The organism is Streptococcus infantis, from assembly GCF_047464715.1.
GTDB lineage: Bacteria > Bacillota > Bacilli > Lactobacillales > Streptococcaceae > Streptococcus > Streptococcus infantis_S.
Map to the genome: position 1 here is coordinate 422135 of NZ_JASHBJ010000001.1, position 16137 is coordinate 438271.

Genomic DNA, 16137 nt, shown 5'->3' on the forward strand with positions numbered 1-16137 from the left:
AAATGAGAAGAAATATTTTACTAGGATTTGTTTTGTCTATCTTTTTCCTTCCTTTTCTAGCTGGTGCGACTGAACCATCATTACCGAATACAGGAATAAATGCTTTTAATTCTAATTCGATTTCAACGACAACTCCATCTTCTGATTCGTCTGTGAAGCTGGATAGTGGTATTGGAACAGATTACCTACCAAAGAATAATTTCAATATTATTGAATTTGATAAGAATACGAATAAGCCTGTCATTAAAGATCGTGATACTGAAATAGCAAAAAAGACGATTGAACGTGCAAAGAAGGACTTAGAAGGTAAAGAAGCTATTAAAAAGAAAGAAGCAGAATCAAGAAAGTTGACTTATGAAAATTATAAGTCGAAGATGTCTGATCTAACTAGCAAGGTTTACTTTGACAAGAAATTCTTTGGTTTCGATTCAAACATGAATTATTTCTTTAATTCGATTGTGCAAGCTATTTTTTGGTTGTCAAAATTTATCTTCACGATTATAGCTGGAATCTATAATGCAGTAGAGGGAATGAGTGATGTATCAACCTTATTGAATAATGTGATAGGCAATTCTAGTAAAGTATTTTCTTCTCTATTCAGTAAAGAGATAGTTTATGTGATCGGTGCAAGTATGGCTTTATATCTCTTGTATCTGTTCGCAACTGGTAACGGTAGCGTAGTTAAAGCATTTGTGAAGATGTTGTTGATCTATACAATTATTGGTCTTTACTTTATTAAAATAAATGTGAATGAACAGAATAAGTATTTATTAACTCATTTGTATGATGGATTTAGAACGACAACGATTACTCTTAATGGTCAGATCACTAAAACATTGACGAATGAAAATTCTAATGCTATTGATGTCTATTTTACTGAAACAATCGTAAAATCGTATAAGTATATGAATTCCCCTTTGAAAGATGATGGCGAATTTCAACTATCTGAAGCAGAATTTGAAGATTTAGCTGGATATAAACAAGGTGATGGAGATTATCTTGTTGGTGGTAAGAAAATCAAGGATATTGCAAAAGATAAAGATCCTGAAAACAAAATGCTGAAAAGTGAGTGGGGCGCAAAGTTTAGCTATGCTTTTTCATCATTGATTGATGTAACCGTAGTAGGAATTGTTTACTTAGTCTTAGGACTAGCAAGGTTCTTCTTCTTGATGATTTATGTGTTCTTGATTCTATTGTTACCATTTATCTTATTGGTTAGTCTGTTTCCTTCAATGGAAGGTTTGATTCACTCATTCAATAAGAAGTCTATATCAATGTTGATTCTATCATCTGTGACCTTGTTAGCAACTACTTTGTTTGTGTTCTTTTACAATTCATTAACAGATTTTATTAGCTTGGCAGTAGGTCAAAATGTGCTGATCGTGATATTCGTAAAGGCTATTCTATTATTCTTGATGTTTAAGAATAAGAATATGATCCTGTCATTGTTCTCACAAATTGGACGATTACCTGTAAATAGAATGAATGGCTTGAATCTCAATCAAGGTACTAAAAAGATTCGTGAAAGAATGTTTGGTGTTGGTAAGAGTGGACTTTCTGCTGGTGGTCAGTTTGCTAAAGGTGGATTGAAGATGGGTAAAGACAACTTACAATCTCGCCTTAAAGGTTTACGATCTAATGGTCATTCAAAAAATGAATCACTTGGCAGATTTGGCAGTAGATATGCTTCTATGAAGCATGGTGTAAGGGGTACTGTAAATTCCTTTAAAGAAAAAGGGAATCGTGCTATGGCTTCACTATATAAAGTTCGTGCTAACTCGATTAAGGATCAGGAATCGGATAAATATAAAGCCTTGAATAAAAAGAAAAAAGCATTTGCTGAAAAAGCGAAGGCGCAAGGAAAAATAAAAAATTCATCTTATGCTGAAGTTCAACGTTTGAAAGAACAAAGAATGGCAAGGAAGAAGGCAGAATTTCAAGCGAAAAAAGGACAAGGAATGAATCAAGTGGATTCAGGTAAGAATCCTAAAATTGATACTCCTAAAACAAAACGAATGAAGGGGGGAAATTCTAGTCCAAAAAAGCAAGAAAGAAAAAAAAAGAATCGTCCGAATGTTACGATAGATAGAAAGAGAAATAAGATTTAATGAAGAATCAAATTAAAAATCAGGTAAAGAAATATGTAGTTGCCTTTCTCTTGTCGAATCTTACAACTATTCTACCTATTATCTTGATTTTGATACTTGTTATGGGTGCTGTGGTTGCTGGAAGTTCAGGTTCATCTGATTCTACTACTGGAAAGAGAACACGTTTAACAGCTCAAGAAGTAGCACAAAAAGCGAATATTTCTGTTGAAAGAGCAGAAGAGGTGATTAAGATTCTAAACTGGCAACTCTCTAAAGAGAAATTCACTTTAGAGGGTGCTAGTGGATCACTTGCTAATGCTGAAAGAGAAAGTGACTTTGATCCTAAACTAACGAATCCGTCAGGTGGAGTGGCTGGATATTTTCAATGGTCAGGCTGGGATGGTAACACAATCAATGGTGATAGATGGGCGAAGGCTAGTTCTCGTACTTTAGATAGTACGGTTGAATTGGAATTGATGTCTTATGAGTTAAATCATGGATATAAAAAAGTCAAAGACTATATGCAAAAGGCAACTGATCCTTTTGAAAGTGCTAAGTATTGGTCAGAACATTATGAAGGTGTTTTACTTTCTGATGGTCAGACAAAATTAGAGAAGCTGGAAAAGGATAGTAAGAAGTGGTATGAAGTATTTAAGGGTACGATTGAATCTGATGGATCAAGTGGGAATGCAATAGCTGGTAGTTTGGATATTCCTGCTGGTCAAGTGGCTATGGATATACCTAGTGGCTATTCGATTGACAAGGAAATTACCAAAGATGGCTATATTACTCAATCTTATCCTTATGGTGAATGTACTTGGTATGTATTTAATCGTGCAAAAGAATTTGGTATAAATTTTGATCCATACATGGGCAATGGTCAAGACTGGGCGCATAAGTCAGGTTATGAAGTTTCTAATACTCCTACGAAGCATTCTGCTGTTAGCTTTCAAGGCAGGCAGGCAGGTGGTCATCCAACTTATGGTCATGTGGCTTTTGTCGAAGATGTAAAAGATGATGGATCAATATTGATTTCTGAATGTAACTTTGTCCAAAGTGGTCAGGGAACAGGAATCACAAATTATCGTGTATTTACTGCTGATCAGGCAAAAAACTTTTTATATGTAACTGGAAAATAAAAGAAAGAAAAGGAAAAAAATATGAATAAAAAAATTGTAACGTTAGCTTGTGTAACGGTGTTGAGTGGCTTTGTAGCTGGTGTAAATGCTGATGAATTGTCTTTGGGTGGAAGTGTAGCTTCTAAAGAAGATAATGCTGGTCTAGTTGTAGCAGAACAGCCGAAGGAAGAACAGCCTGCTGTTATTCCTGCTGTGCAAACTGATGGTGGGAATCTTGATTTAGGTGATAAAACTGAAAAAGAGCCTTCACAAGATAATACAGGAGTTGTAGTAGAGCCTACAACACCATCTGAAAAGCCGAAGGAAGAACAGCCAAAAGAAGAACAGCCTGCTGAAAATCTTGGTAAGGAATCTGAAAAAGAGCCTTCACAAGATAATACAGGGATTGTAGTAGAGCCTACAACACCATCTGAAAAATCGAAGGAAGAACAGCCAAAAGAGGAACAGCCAAAAGCTGATACTCAAAAGGAAGCTGATCCAAAAGTTCAGGAAGATAAGAAGAAGGCAGAAGATAATGTCGGTGTGAAAGAATCTGATGATCCTAAACCATTGAATGTCACTAAAGAGGATATTCAAGAACAGCCGATTGAAACAAATACTGGTCACAAGGTAGTTTCTACGAATCAAGGAAAAGTTGTAGTTGAAACAAGCGAAGGTGATTATGCTGAAAAAGAGCCTTATGAAGTAGGTGGTGTGAAGCAAAAAGATGGTACTATTGCTTTGAAAGATAAAGAAGGTCAGTTAAAAGTCCTTCCGAATACTGGAACAACTAGTACAATTTTTACTACTATTTGGGGAATTGTAGGGTTAGTTGCAACTGTGATTGGTAAGCGTAAATTTGACTAAAAAATAACAAGGTAGGGTAGTTCCTACCTTGTTTTTTCTTTTTAGAAAAAAAGTGATATAATAAAAGAAAGTGAAAGGAGAAGGAATCATGATTAAAGAGTTTGGTGTTACAAATTTAGAAGTAACCAAAGAGGATATTTCTAAAAATCCTAGCAATCCAATTCTGCGTATGTATGATGATGAAGAATTGATTGGAACATTTAGTATTCTTACAGGTGAAGTTGTAGAAAATTTAGACTTAGCAGACTATGATATACGATTTGCGCAAAAACAAATTGAATTAAATCGTGATAACTACCTTGAGACGTGGAAGGACTACGTGGGGTTGTTACATGCCTAAGTATTCTTTTTTAAAGTATGGTATTGAAATTCGTCCGAATGAACATAACCATAAAGGTCAGATGGCTCATATTCATATTTATATTCATGGCGAGGAAGTTGGATCAATGTTTTTAAATGGTAAACTTCGTGATGGAAAATTGAAGTCAAAAGATATGAAAATAGTAAGACAATATGTTTTAGAAAATGCAGATGAATTTCAAGCATTATGGAATGAGTACCAAAATAGTGCATATTAAAGGACAAGTCAGAAATGGCTTGTTTTTTTGTTGTTTAAAGGAGTAGTAAATGAAAGAACAAAAACAAGTATTTAATATTGAAGTTCCAATTCCTGCTGATATGGTTTTGATTAGTCGTTCTGAATATTTAGATTTGCTTCAAAAAGAAGAAATCGGTCAATGGTGGACGATTGAAAAGGTTGAGGAATTGTTGTCGATTAGTAAGAATAAACTTGTGAACAATATTTTGTTGAGTCCTGAAATTAAAAAAGAAGTGGATATTGAGCAGAATGAAGAAGGATTTGTGTTATATCCTAAAAGTAAGGGTTCGCCATATAGATTTTTAGCAAGGAAAACAAGAGAATATTTTGATAAAAACTATCAAAGAGTATTATTGATGTTATAATGTAATAGTGATGATTGCTATTTAGGAAGGGGGAATTGTGGCAAGTTATCGTCAACGTGGAAAAAATAAACTATGGGATTATCGAATATTTGATAAAACAGGAAAAGTTGTTGCAACAAATTCAGGCTTTAAGACGAAGCGTGAAGCTATGAATGAAGCGCAAGAAAGAGAACGTAAACTGTTTCAGTCAAATTATACAGCTAGATTTGATAGTAAGGCTTCCTTGTTTAATTTGTGGCAAGATTGGTATGATCTAGTGATATTTCCTTCAGAAAAGGCGAATGGAACGAAGGAAGGGTATTATTCAAGAGGCAACGTGATAGAGAAGCTGTTTTCAGATATACCAGCTATGAGCCTTAACCATCAGGAATATCAGTCACGTTTGAATAGTTTAGGAGAAAATGTGACGAAGGATCACTTACGGAGAATCAATGCTGATATAAGGTCAACGATTAAATTTAGTCAAAGAAGTGGTTTGCAGATAGTAGATATTACAGAAGATGTAAAAATCTATGGATTGGAAGCTGGGAATATAGATGATAAGTATATTCATAGTGTTTCTGAATATAAGGATTTGCTATCTCATTTAAAATCGAAGTTTAATTACAGGGAATCTGTGATACCATATCTTCTATATTTTCTATTCAAAACTGGATTTAGGGTAGGTGAAGGAATGGCAGTATGCTGGACTGATATTGATTTTGAGAATAAAACAGTTAGAACGTATAGACGATATTTAGGTGATAAGCAAGAGTTTGCACCTCCTAAAACGAAAACCTCGATTAGAAAAATTCCTATCGATGATGATTTATTACAAGTTTTAAAATCATTGAAAGTGGAACAGAATAAGGTTCTTTTTGATCGTGAAGAATTAAAAAAGCATGATTTAGTATTTTTTGATAGAAGGTATAAGATTCCTACCAATTCAGGTTTAAATAAGAGTTTAAAGGTTTGTTTAAATGAATTAGGAATAGGAAGTCAAGAAATGACAGCGACAGCAGGCAGGCATACCTATGGATCATATTTATTAGCAAATGGAATTGATATATGGGTAGTTGCAAGGTTGCTTGGTCATAAAGATATACAGCAGATTATTAGGACTTATGGTCATGCGCTTCAAGAAGTTATTGATAAAGAATATGAAGTTGTTAGGGAAATAATGTTGGATAAAAATTGATATTATTTTGACCAAAATTTGACCAAAACCCTTTAAAAGCCTATTAGAATAGGGTTTGTAAGCAATAGTTCGATTCCTGCAGGGGGCAGTACTAGCCACAAAAACACTGGATAACCAGTGTTTTTTCTTTGACCAAATTTTGAACCACTCATAAGATATCTATGGTGTGTTATAATGGACATAGAATGTTAAGGAGAAAAAGATGAAAAAAGGCATATTAATTGGCTGCTTATCCATAGTTATACTATTTGCAATGTTCATGGTGCTTAGTCCTATTATTGCTATGATGGATATGTGGGGTCTATTTGCCCATGCAAGTCAGAATGAACTTGAGCAAGCTGTACATCGTTCTTATGAGAACTACGGTCTTACAGGTCAGTTTAATTTAGAAAAATATGAAAAAAACTATACAAGTGTAGGAGGATTTGTAATCCATGGTACTTACAGTGAAAATATAGATGGTAAAACCTATCAGGCTAAGACTCGTTTTGAATACTATACTCGTCCTTCTGAAAAAGAAACGTATAGAAAGACTGATGCGGAAGTAGATTATAAACAAAACAAAAAAATTTATCGAACTTTTCCAGAACTAGCCTATCTAGGGATTGAGATTAGTCCAGGCACCAGCGAATTTTTAAAAACATTGGAAAATTCAATAACAGACCCTAAAATGACCTATTTGAAGTATGAAGGAATCAGTTTTCAATTTAACAGTAATTCTGGCAACATGAATCTTTATGATGAAATATTAGCGGAAAATCAAAGCAAAGGACAAGCGTTACAAGGGATGTATCCCATGGCTGCTCAATATCTTTTCCAAAAAGATATTTTTATACCAGAATTTCAATTTCGATACTACACTCTAGAAGACAAGAAGGATCAGTTATATGATGCCTATCTTGAAGACCTTGAATCGCAAATGAAAGAATTTTTTAACAATCAACCCTTACCAAGTGGTCTTTATGCTGTAAAGATTGATAAATATGAAGGGGATAAACTTGTTAATAATAGTGGTGTACATTATGTAAAGATTGATAACCGTCAAGTTGTAGCCTTTATCAAAGATATACAGTAGGAGTTATTATTCTAATGCTGTTTATAAAATCTTATAGCAATGATATGAGATTGAAGGTAGAACATACAAACTGATAAAGAGTGAGTAAAGGAGTAAGAACTATGTTAGGCATTTATATTGATTCTATAGGGGATAAGTCAGCGACCTATAAGTTGTTAAGAAACTATTCATCCTTGCCTCTTTCTCTAATTCAATCAAGAATAAGAAATCATGATACAGTCATGGAAGTGGATATTCTAGATTTGGACGAATTAAAAAAATTAAGAGTCCTTATTCATGACTTGAGTGGCATTGGAACCATGGTTACTATGAAAGATTCGACTGGTGTTATCACCTTAAAAATATTAAATAATATTATTACCGCCTATGAAGAGATTGCGGTTGAAAGAGAAGAATTAGACGCACTTATGTTTGATGAGGAAGAGTAATCCATAATTTAAAACACCTCAGGAGTTAGTTTTTTATCTCTAACTTCTGAGGTGCTTTTTCTATATCTAGTTATTTTACAAGACCCAAGTTCGAATCGCATGGGCTACACCAGATTCATCATTTGTTTTAGTGATGTATTTTGCGATTTTTTTGAGTTCGGGGTTTCCGTTTTCCATAACAACTGGATTTCCAACGACTTCAAGCATGGCACGGTCATTTTCTTCATCTCCGATAGCCATAGTCTCATCTTTTGTTAATCCTAGTTTTTCAGCTAGATGTGTAATAGCTGAGCCCTTATCTACACCTTTTTTGAGAAGTTCGAGGTAGAATGGAGCTGATTTATTAATAGAGTAGCGTTCATAAAATTCTGCAGGAATCTTTTCAATCGCGGCATCTAGAATTTCTGGTTCATCGATGAACATACATTTGACGATTTCCTTATTAGCCATTTCTTCTGGTGTACGATAGAAAATCGGCATGCTGACGAGGGTTGATTCGTGTACGGTATATTTTCCGATATTGCGATTGGCAGTATAGATACCATCCTTAGTGATGGCATGCATGTGAACCCCTAGTTTACGGCTGAGAAATTCCATATCCAGATAGTCTTCGTAGGACAAGGATTCACTGATAATCTCATGTCCTGTAGCAGTTTCTTGGACAAGGGCGCCGTTGAAGGTAACAACATAGTCGCCCTCATCTCTCAACTGTAAATCGTCAAGGAGTTTAGCAACACCAGCAATAGGACGACCTGTTGCAATCACAACCTTAACACCAGCTTGTTTGGCATCTTGGATAGCTGAAAAAACTTCTGGCGTAATTTCTTTCTTGCTATTGACTAGTGTACCATCGATATCGACGGCGATTAGTTTAATACTCATAAATTTCCTCTGTTATTTCTTGTCTGGAGTAAAATGATCATTTTCAATCAAATGTGAAAATTGTTGAATGGTAGAAGCAAAAATATTGTTTGGATTCAGCATTTCTTTTGGGAAGTAGAAACGGTTGTCACCATGACGACTTCCTGCAAGAGATTGGACGATAGGTGAAAGACTAGATAGTTCAGCTAACTCACCATTTTTTTGCACAATCTCAATTTGTGTTCTAGGATTTTCAGACTCTGGTCGATAAATATCGTAAGGAAGGTCAAAATTCTTGTGGATAGCAGTGTAGTAGTTGGGGTCAAAACCAATTTCTTCTACGAAATTCCGCATGATTTCAAGCTGGTCTTGGTCGTTATCAGAAAAAGTAATAGATTTGAAGACCTTACGGTTGATAAAACGTTGTGATAAGTCAGCCAAAATCTTGTCCGTACTTGTCATCCAGAGCTGGAAGTAGGTATTCATAACTCCGTCATCTAGTGCTAGATAATCAGACAAGCTAACGTTTTTTTCAAAGAATGGTAGTAAGTGTGGAGAGGTTAGAGCAAAGAAATCCTTGTTGTCTGGATAGAGCTCTTTAGCACGTTTTAGAAGATTTTGCAAAAGTACTTCCATAGCTCGTGTGGCTGGGTGGAAATACACCTGCATGTACATCTGGTAACGACTGAGGACATAATCCTCGATGGCATGCATTCCATTACGCTGAAAGGCGATTCCATTTTCAACAGGACGAATGACACGAAGGATCCGTGTTAAATCAAACTGGCCATAAAATGCACCTGTGAAGTAGGAGTCACGAAGGAGATAGTCCATGCGGTCCGCATCAATCTGACTAGAAATCAGTTGAACGACCTGTTTGTTGGGATAAGTGTGGTCGATAACACTGGCTACCTTCTTAGGAAAGTCAGGAGCGACCTGCAAAAGAACCTGGTGAATCTCTGTTTCAGGGTTTTGGATTATTTCCTGAGTAATTGCCTCATGGTCAGTATCAAAGAGATTTTCAAAAGTATGAGAGTAGGCACCATGTCCAAGGTCATGTAGAAGGGCTGCAGTCATGGTTAAGAGAGACTCATTAGAATCCCACTCCTCTGGGTATTTCTCCTCAAAAATCTCAGTTATTTGACGGGCAATTTCATAGACACCCAAACAGTGAGAAAAACGACTATGCTCTCCACCATGGAAAGTATAGCTAGATGTCCCAAGCTGTTTGATGCGACGGAGCCGCTGAAATTCTTTGGTATTGATTAGGTCATAAATGACTTGATTGTTAACGTGGATATAGTTGTGAACAGGGTCACGAAATACTTTTTCATTCATAAGACCATTATAGCAAATTCCTAGGCTTTTTGGTAAAATAGTAGGGATAAGTGAGAAGAAAGAGGATTTGATGTGAAGATTAGAATGAGAAATAAAATTCAGTTCGATGAACAATTGGAAGTAATCGACCAACTTTATGATGTAGAACTACGTGAAAAGGGAGATTTTTCTTATCTCCTTTTCTACAATGAAGAGCAAGAAAAGGTTGTGATTAAGTTTCAGGAAGAAGAGCTCGTCATGACGCGCTTCTCAAATCCAAAGACCATTATGCGTTTTTTGAAGGAAGCTGAGAGTTTAGCATATATTCCAACGCCTATGGGTATGCAAGAGTTTATCATTCAAACCAATCACTACGAAGTTGGTGAAGAGAAGATTGAACTAGCCTATCAACTTCAAAACAAAGAAGGGGTTCCGTTTGCGAATTACCGTTTAGAAATTACTTGGGGATAAGAAAAAGAGGCTGGGACAAAAGTTCTAGCCTCTCAATTGTCTTTTGATTGTCGAGCAAGACGCAGTGGTTGAGTGGGCTCTACTACGCTGATTTCATCAGCTTTTACAGCCCTACTCAACTGTGCGGAGGTGGGACGACGAAATCGAATTCTAACGAATTACCGATTTCTGTCCCACTCTCATTTGATATATAGTTCCTGATTTTTCAAGACAATTTCACGTACACTTGCAAATTTCTTCAGTTTTTTGAGGTCTTCTGGATGGGTTACAAGAGTAATCACATATCCTTCTTTGCCCATACGTCCAGTACGTCCAGCGCGGTGAGTGTAGGTTTCGATATCTCTTGGGATATCAAAGTTAACCACGCATTCCAGGCTATCGATGTCGATACCACGAGCCAGAAGGTCTGTCGCAAGAAGGAGTGTCAGTTGATTATCTTTGAACTTTTCTAAGATAACTTTTCTAAATTTAACGTTGACATCGCTTGCAAGCGAAACAGCTAAAATATCACGATACTGCAATTTTTCCTCGGCGCTTCCAAGGTCTGACAAGCTGTTAAAGAAGACGAGCCCACGGAAATCATCGACATGTGCTAGTTTCCGAAGCATATCTACTCGGTGACGTTGGTCTACTTGCATGTAGAAGTGTTGAATATTGTCTAACTTTTGATCAGAGAGGTCAATGGTGCGCGTGTTAGCTGCAATCTTATCTTGATCAAACTTGGTAGTGGCACTCATGTAGATGAGTTGGTGGTCACGAGGTGCGTAATGGGTAATTTTTTCGACAAAATGAATCTGAGAATCGTCTAGCAACTGATCAAATTCATCAAGAATAATAGCATCTACATTCATCATTTTGATTTTTTTCAATTTGATGAGTTCAAAGATACGTCCGGGTGTTCCAATTAAAATTTCTGGCCCTTTTTTCAGACGCTCAATCTGACGTTTCTGGCTTGAACCTGAAAGGAATAGCTGAGCAGTCAAGCCGATAGCTTCGCCCCATGTTTTGGTAACATCGAAAATTTGGCCAGCCAGTTCAGTGTTAGGAGCTAAAATCAACAGTTGCTGCGCTTTTTTCTTTTGGAGTTTTAAAAGACTTGGGAGTAGGTAAGCTAAGGTTTTTCCCGTTCCGGTTGGACTGACTCCAAGGAGTGATTCTCCTTCTAAAATAGGATTAAACAGTTGTTCTTGAATGGGAGTGAATTCTTGGAAACCCAGTTGGTCAATCAATTCTTGCCATTCGGTAGGTAGTTTGGTTTTCATTTTTCTGCCTCAAATCTAATGCTAGCATTCTGGCGCATGGTGAAAAGTAGGTTGTGGACGTGTGTCGCATCATCAATCCAAGATTGGTAAAGTGTCTGGTCTGGTTGGTTAATCATATGTGCAAAAGCAGCGACTTCCTCTGTCATAGTGTGAGGTGCCTGCTGGATAGGAAGTTGAAGTTCATTTCCTTGATGGTCTATAAAAACAACTGATTGGATATGCTCAATTGTATTGAGCGTCAAGGTCCCATCAGTAGTATAAACTTCGCAAGGAAGATTAGAAGTGATATTCTTTCCTGCTTTGATATGCACTTGATAGTCAGGATAGGTGAGGATGCCGTCGCCGTTCAAATCGATGCTATTATCTAGTTTATGAGCTTGATAGGTTGCACCAAGAGGTTTCCCAAATAAGCGGACGGCAGCATAAATTGGATAGATACCAAGATCCATAAGCGCACCACCAGCAAAACGATCTGAGAAAACATTTGGTGTCTGTCCAGCAAGGAGATCAGGCATTTTTGAAGAGTACTTTGCGTAATTGAAGTCGGCCCCTAAAATATGTTTGTCTGCAAGAAAGTCTTTAATTGTGGCAAAGGCATCTTCATGGTAGTTACGTGCCGCTTCAAAGATAAACCGTTGATTTTTCTGAGCTGTTTGCAATAAATCTTTCCATTCATGTGGTTGGGTAACAGCTGGTTTTTCAAGGATGACATGTTTTCCAGCAGATAAAGCCATCTTTGCCTGACTATAATGCAATGAGTTCGGACTAGCGATATAGACCACTTCGAATGAATCATTAAAGAAATCATTTAGCTGATCAAATAGCTTAACGCCTTGATACTGTTCAACAAACTTTTCTGCGGTTTCTATTTTTCTAGAATAGACTGCACTCAGTTGAAATTTCCCGCTAGTATGGGCAGCCTCTAGAAAATGATGGCTGATTGAACTAGTTCCTATGATACCAAGTTTTAGCATAGTTACTCCTTTTCCATAAGTAATGATTGATTTCATTATATCATAGAAAGAGCCAACTCGTTACCTTGATATAATTCTTTTGCTTTGATACTTCGAAATTTCTAGAAAAAATGGTACAATAGTTACAGTAAATTTAGGAGTTTAGTATGAGATTATTACCTATGAGAAAAATTTCTCGTCATTCAAAAAGATTGGCGCTTTTTTTGACTTTTTGTGCAGGCTATGTAGATGCCTATACATTTATTGTAAGAGGGAATACCTTAGTCGCTGGGCAAACGGGGAATGTGGTATTTCTATCAGTCGGAATCGTTCAGAGAAATTTGGCTGATGCTGAAATAAAGATATTGACACTTTTATCTTTCATGTTAGGCGTTTTTTTGCTTACGATTTACAAGGAAAAACTTCGCATTGTTAAAAAACCCATTCTATCACTTGTTCCATTAGCTATTTTATCATTGATAATCGGCTTTATTCCATTGAGTGTTGATAATTTGTTTATTGTTCCTCCTCTGGCTTTTTGTATGGGTCTCGTTACAACAGCTTTTGGAGAGGTTTCTGGAATTGCCTATAACAATGCCTTTATGACGGGAAATATCAAACGCACCATGTTAGCTTTTGGTGAATACGTCCGGACAAAGCATACAGCCTTTTTGATGGAAGGATTGATTTTTGTGAGCCTACTGATTAGCTTTATTCTAGGAGTAGTATTTTCAGCATACCTAACCATTATTTTCAATGAAAGAACAATTTTAGGTGTCCCTGTCATGATGAGTATTTTTTATCTAAGTATGGTTTTATCTGCTTTACGAAAAAAAGTCTGATTAAAGGCTGAATTTTGAGTGAAAATACTTGTCAAAAAATCGGAATCATGCTATACTTGTAGAGTTGACTATGCACAGTCCTGTGCAACCGCACGAACATCGTTGCTTGATTCTTCAAGTTTAAGTGGTTCGTCCCACGATGCTAGGCGAGTCTTCACAAAAATTCGGGGAAACCCAAAAAATCATAGGAGGTGCATAATGAGCACATACGCAATTATCAAAACTGGCGGAAAACAAGTTAAAGTTGAAGTTGGTCAAGCAGTTTACGTTGAAAAATTGAACGTTGAAGCTGGTCAAGAAGTTACTTTTAACGAAGTTGTTCTTGTTGGTGGTGAAAACACTGTTGTCGGAACTCCACTTGTTGCTGGAGCTACTGTTGTTGGAACTGTTGAAAAACAAGGAAAACAAAAGAAAGTTGTTACTTACAAGTACAAACCTAAAAAAGGTAGCCACCGTAAACAAGGTCACCGTCAACCATATACTAAAGTTGTCATCAACGCAATCAACGCTTAATTTTAAGGAGAACACATGATACAAGCAGTCTTTGAGAGAGCCGAAGATGGCGAGCTGAGGAGTGCGGAGATTACTGGACACGCCGAGAGTGGCGAATACGGCCTAGATGTCGTGTGTGCATCGGTTTCTACGCTTGCCATTAACTTTATCAATTCCATTGAGAAATTTGCAGGCTATGAACCAATCTTAGAATTAAACGAAGATGAAGGTGGCTATCTGATGGTTGAAATTCCAAAAGATCTTCCTTCTCACCAGAGAGAAATGACACAATTATTCTTTGAATCATTTTTCTTAGGTATGGCAAACTTATCGGAGAACTCTTCTGAGTTCGTCCAAACCAGAGTTATCACAGAAAACTAACACGGAGGAAAACATTATGTTAAAAATGACTCTTAACAACTTGCAACTTTTCGCCCACAAAAAAGGTGGAGGTTCTACATCAAACGGACGTGATTCACAAGCGAAACGTCTTGGAGCTAAAGCAGCTGATGGACAAACTGTAACAGGTGGATCAATCCTTTACCGTCAACGTGGTACACACATCTATCCAGGTGTAAACGTTGGACGTGGTGGAGACGATACTTTGTTCGCTAAAGTTGAAGGCGTAGTACGTTTCGAACGTAAAGGTCGCGATAAGAAACAAGTTTCTGTTTACCCAATCGCAAAATAAAAAGGTCTAGTAAACCTTTTTATCCCGAGCCTTGAATTAAAAAGGCGAGGTTGCTAAATAAGCATTAAATAAGGCTTTCCGATATTTTCGGGAAGCCTTTTTTTGAATAAATTTAGCATCAGTTATTATTTAAGTTTACTTCAGAAACTGTTTTAAATCAATAAAGTCTTAAGGAACTTATTTGATTTATTATGATAGATAATAAGAAAGAAATATGGTATAATATAGGGTGAGACCTTATGAATAAATAGTGAAAGAGTATATAAAAAATAATGAAAAAAATAGTCATTAACGGTGGACGTCCATTAAAGGGTGAGATAACCATTAGCGGAGCAAAAAATAGTGTAGTTGCTCTGATTCCTGCTATTATTTTGTCAGATGATGTAGTTATTTTGGATTGTGTTCCAGATATCTCTGATGTCGCTAGTTTGGTTGATATTATGGAAATTATGGGTGCTAGTGTTAAGCGCTATGATGACGTTTTAGAAATTGATCCTCGTGGTGTTCAGAATAAACCAATGCCATATGGTAAGATCAATAGTCTTCGAGCATCCTATTATTTCTACGGTAGTCTTCTTGGTCGTTTCGGTGAAGCAACAGTTGGTTTACCTGGTGGATGTGACTTGGGTCCTCGTCCGATTGATTTGCACTTAAAAGCCTTTGAAGCTATGGGAGCAAAGACAACATACGAGGGAGATAATATGAATCTCTCAACTAATGGTTCAAAGTTACAAGGCGCAAGTATTTATATGGATACTGTCAGTGTCGGAGCAACTATTAATACGATGCTTGCAGCAGTAAAAGCTAAAGGACGTACAGTCATTGAAAATGCTGCTCGAGAGCCTGAAATTATTGATGTAGCTACTTTGTTAAATAATATGGGAGCTCATATTCGTGGTGCAGGTACGGATATGATTACTATTGATGGTGTTGAGTCCCTACATGGCACGCGCCATCAAGTTATTCCAGACCGTATCGAAGCTGGTACTTATATTTCTTTGGCGGCTGCGGTAGGTAAAGGGATTCGTATCAATAATGTACTTTACGAGCATCTTGAAGGCTTTATTGCTAAGCTTGAAGAGATGGGAGTTCACATGACGGTTTCTGAAGATAGTATATTTGTGGAAGAGCAAAAAAATCTAAAAGCTGTTAATATCAAGACTGCTCCATATCCAGGATTTGCTACCGACCTTCAACAACCGATTACCCCTCTTTTGTTGAAAGCTGAAGGACGAGGAACACTGATTGATACCATTTATGAAAAACGTGTCAACCACGTCTTTGAATTAGCTAAAATGAATGCAGATATTAGTACCACGAATGATCACATTATCTATAAAGGTGGGAATCCTCTACATGGTGCAAGCGTAAGAGCTACAGACTTACGTGCAGGTGCAGCTTTGGTTATTGCTGGTCTAATGGCTGAAGGTAGAACAGAGATTACCAGTGTTGAGTTTATTTTACGAGGATACTCAAATATCATTGAGAAATTACGTAAGCTTGGAGCAGATATTGAGCTGATCGAAGATTAGC

Annotated in this window: 19 protein-coding genes and 1 other annotated feature; of the genes, 15 read left to right on the forward strand and 4 right to left on the reverse strand. The window is 36.7% G+C overall.

All coding sequences use genetic code 11. The annotated features are described in order from the left end of the window. Positions 1-2: 2 nt before the first annotated feature. From QM419_RS02175 to QM419_RS02215, 9 genes are all read left to right on the forward strand, one after another. On the forward strand, positions 3-2108 hold the full coding sequence (locus QM419_RS02175) for a hypothetical protein (protein ID WP_414277727.1): 2106 nt from the start codon (positions 3-5) through the stop codon (positions 2106-2108). After that, positions 2108-3226 (forward strand): phage tail tip lysozyme, encoded by a 1119-nt coding sequence (locus tag QM419_RS02180; protein WP_414277728.1) that lies wholly within the window; start codon positions 2108-2110, stop codon positions 3224-3226. The genes QM419_RS02175 and QM419_RS02180 overlap by 1 nt, the downstream gene beginning before the upstream one ends. A 21-nt stretch (positions 3227-3247) precedes the next feature. Then, positions 3248-4072, forward strand: a complete 825-nt coding sequence (locus QM419_RS02185) for an LPXTG cell wall anchor domain-containing protein (protein ID WP_414277729.1) — start codon at positions 3248-3250, stop codon at positions 4070-4072. An 88-nt stretch (positions 4073-4160) separates the two neighbouring features. Next, positions 4161-4412: a hypothetical protein gene (locus QM419_RS02190; RefSeq protein ID WP_414278054.1), complete on the forward strand. Its 252-nt coding sequence runs from the start codon at positions 4161-4163 to the stop codon at positions 4410-4412. Beyond that, complete coding sequence (locus QM419_RS02195) at positions 4405-4650, forward strand: DUF4160 domain-containing protein (RefSeq protein WP_414277730.1); 246 nt, start codon at positions 4405-4407, stop codon at positions 4648-4650. Before QM419_RS02190 ends, QM419_RS02195 begins: the two co-directional genes overlap by 8 nt. Positions 4651-4699: 49 nt before the next feature. Continuing rightward, complete coding sequence (locus QM419_RS02200; protein WP_414277731.1) at positions 4700-5035, forward strand: DUF771 domain-containing protein; 336 nt, start codon at positions 4700-4702, stop codon at positions 5033-5035. A gap of 37 nt (positions 5036-5072) precedes the next feature. Next, complete coding sequence (locus tag QM419_RS02205) at positions 5073-6212, forward strand: tyrosine-type recombinase/integrase (protein WP_414277732.1); 1140 nt, start codon at positions 5073-5075, stop codon at positions 6210-6212. Between the two features lie 202 nt (positions 6213-6414). Further along, a complete protein-coding gene (locus QM419_RS02210) occupies positions 6415-7287 on the forward strand; it encodes a hypothetical protein (protein WP_414277733.1) in 873 nt (290 codons plus the stop codon). 101 nt (positions 7288-7388) lie between these two features. Then, complete coding sequence (locus QM419_RS02215; protein ID WP_414277734.1) at positions 7389-7715, forward strand: 50S ribosomal protein L7/L12; 327 nt, start codon at positions 7389-7391, stop codon at positions 7713-7715. 75 nt (positions 7716-7790) lie between these two features. On the opposite strand, the gene yidA is transcribed toward QM419_RS02215, so the two are convergent. Then, positions 7791-8597, reverse strand: a complete 807-nt coding sequence (gene yidA / locus QM419_RS02220) for a sugar-phosphatase (RefSeq protein WP_414277735.1) — start codon at positions 8595-8597, stop codon at positions 7791-7793. A 12-nt stretch (positions 8598-8609) separates the two neighbouring features. Further along, positions 8610-9914 (reverse strand): HD domain-containing protein, encoded by a 1305-nt coding sequence (locus tag QM419_RS02225; RefSeq protein WP_414277736.1) that lies wholly within the window; start codon positions 9912-9914, stop codon positions 8610-8612. 72 nt (positions 9915-9986) lie between these two features. Between QM419_RS02225 and QM419_RS02230 the strand changes: the two genes are divergently transcribed. Further along, positions 9987-10364 carry a DUF1934 domain-containing protein gene (locus QM419_RS02230; RefSeq protein WP_414277737.1) on the forward strand — a complete coding sequence of 126 codons (378 nt, stop codon included), beginning with the start codon at positions 9987-9989 and terminating at the stop codon, positions 10362-10364. 179 nt (positions 10365-10543) lie between these two features. Here QM419_RS02230 and QM419_RS02235 read toward each other — a convergent pair whose 3' ends face one another. Continuing rightward, positions 10544-11626: a DEAD/DEAH box helicase gene (locus QM419_RS02235; protein WP_414277738.1), complete on the reverse strand. Its 1083-nt coding sequence runs from the start codon at positions 11624-11626 to the stop codon at positions 10544-10546. Next, a complete protein-coding gene (locus QM419_RS02240; RefSeq protein WP_414277739.1) occupies positions 11623-12600 on the reverse strand; it encodes a Gfo/Idh/MocA family protein in 978 nt (325 codons plus the stop codon). The genes QM419_RS02235 and QM419_RS02240 overlap by 4 nt, the downstream gene beginning before the upstream one ends. 146 nt (positions 12601-12746) lie before the next feature. Here QM419_RS02240 and QM419_RS02245 point away from each other — a divergent pair, with 146 nt between their 5' ends. From QM419_RS02245 to QM419_RS02265, 5 genes are all read left to right on the forward strand, one after another. Further along, complete coding sequence (locus QM419_RS02245; protein ID WP_414277740.1) at positions 12747-13421, forward strand: YoaK family protein; 675 nt, start codon at positions 12747-12749, stop codon at positions 13419-13421. A gap of 76 nt (positions 13422-13497) precedes the next feature. Further along, positions 13498-13585, forward strand: a sequence feature (ribosomal protein L21 leader region). Between the two features lie 34 nt (positions 13586-13619). After that, a complete protein-coding gene (gene rplU, locus QM419_RS02250) occupies positions 13620-13934 on the forward strand; it encodes a 50S ribosomal protein L21 (protein ID WP_000109141.1) in 315 nt (104 codons plus the stop codon). Positions 13935-13949: 15 nt separating this feature from the next. Then, positions 13950-14294, forward strand: a complete 345-nt coding sequence (locus tag QM419_RS02255) for a ribosomal-processing cysteine protease Prp (RefSeq protein WP_000613699.1) — start codon at positions 13950-13952, stop codon at positions 14292-14294. Between the two features lie 16 nt (positions 14295-14310). Next, positions 14311-14604, forward strand: coding sequence for a 50S ribosomal protein L27 (rpmA, locus tag QM419_RS02260; RefSeq protein ID WP_000916509.1), 294 nt, complete (start codon positions 14311-14313; stop codon positions 14602-14604). Between the two features lie 272 nt (positions 14605-14876). Continuing rightward, positions 14877-16136, forward strand: coding sequence for a UDP-N-acetylglucosamine 1-carboxyvinyltransferase (locus QM419_RS02265; RefSeq protein WP_178894926.1), 1260 nt, complete (start codon positions 14877-14879; stop codon positions 16134-16136). Position 16137: the final 1 nt, after the last annotated feature.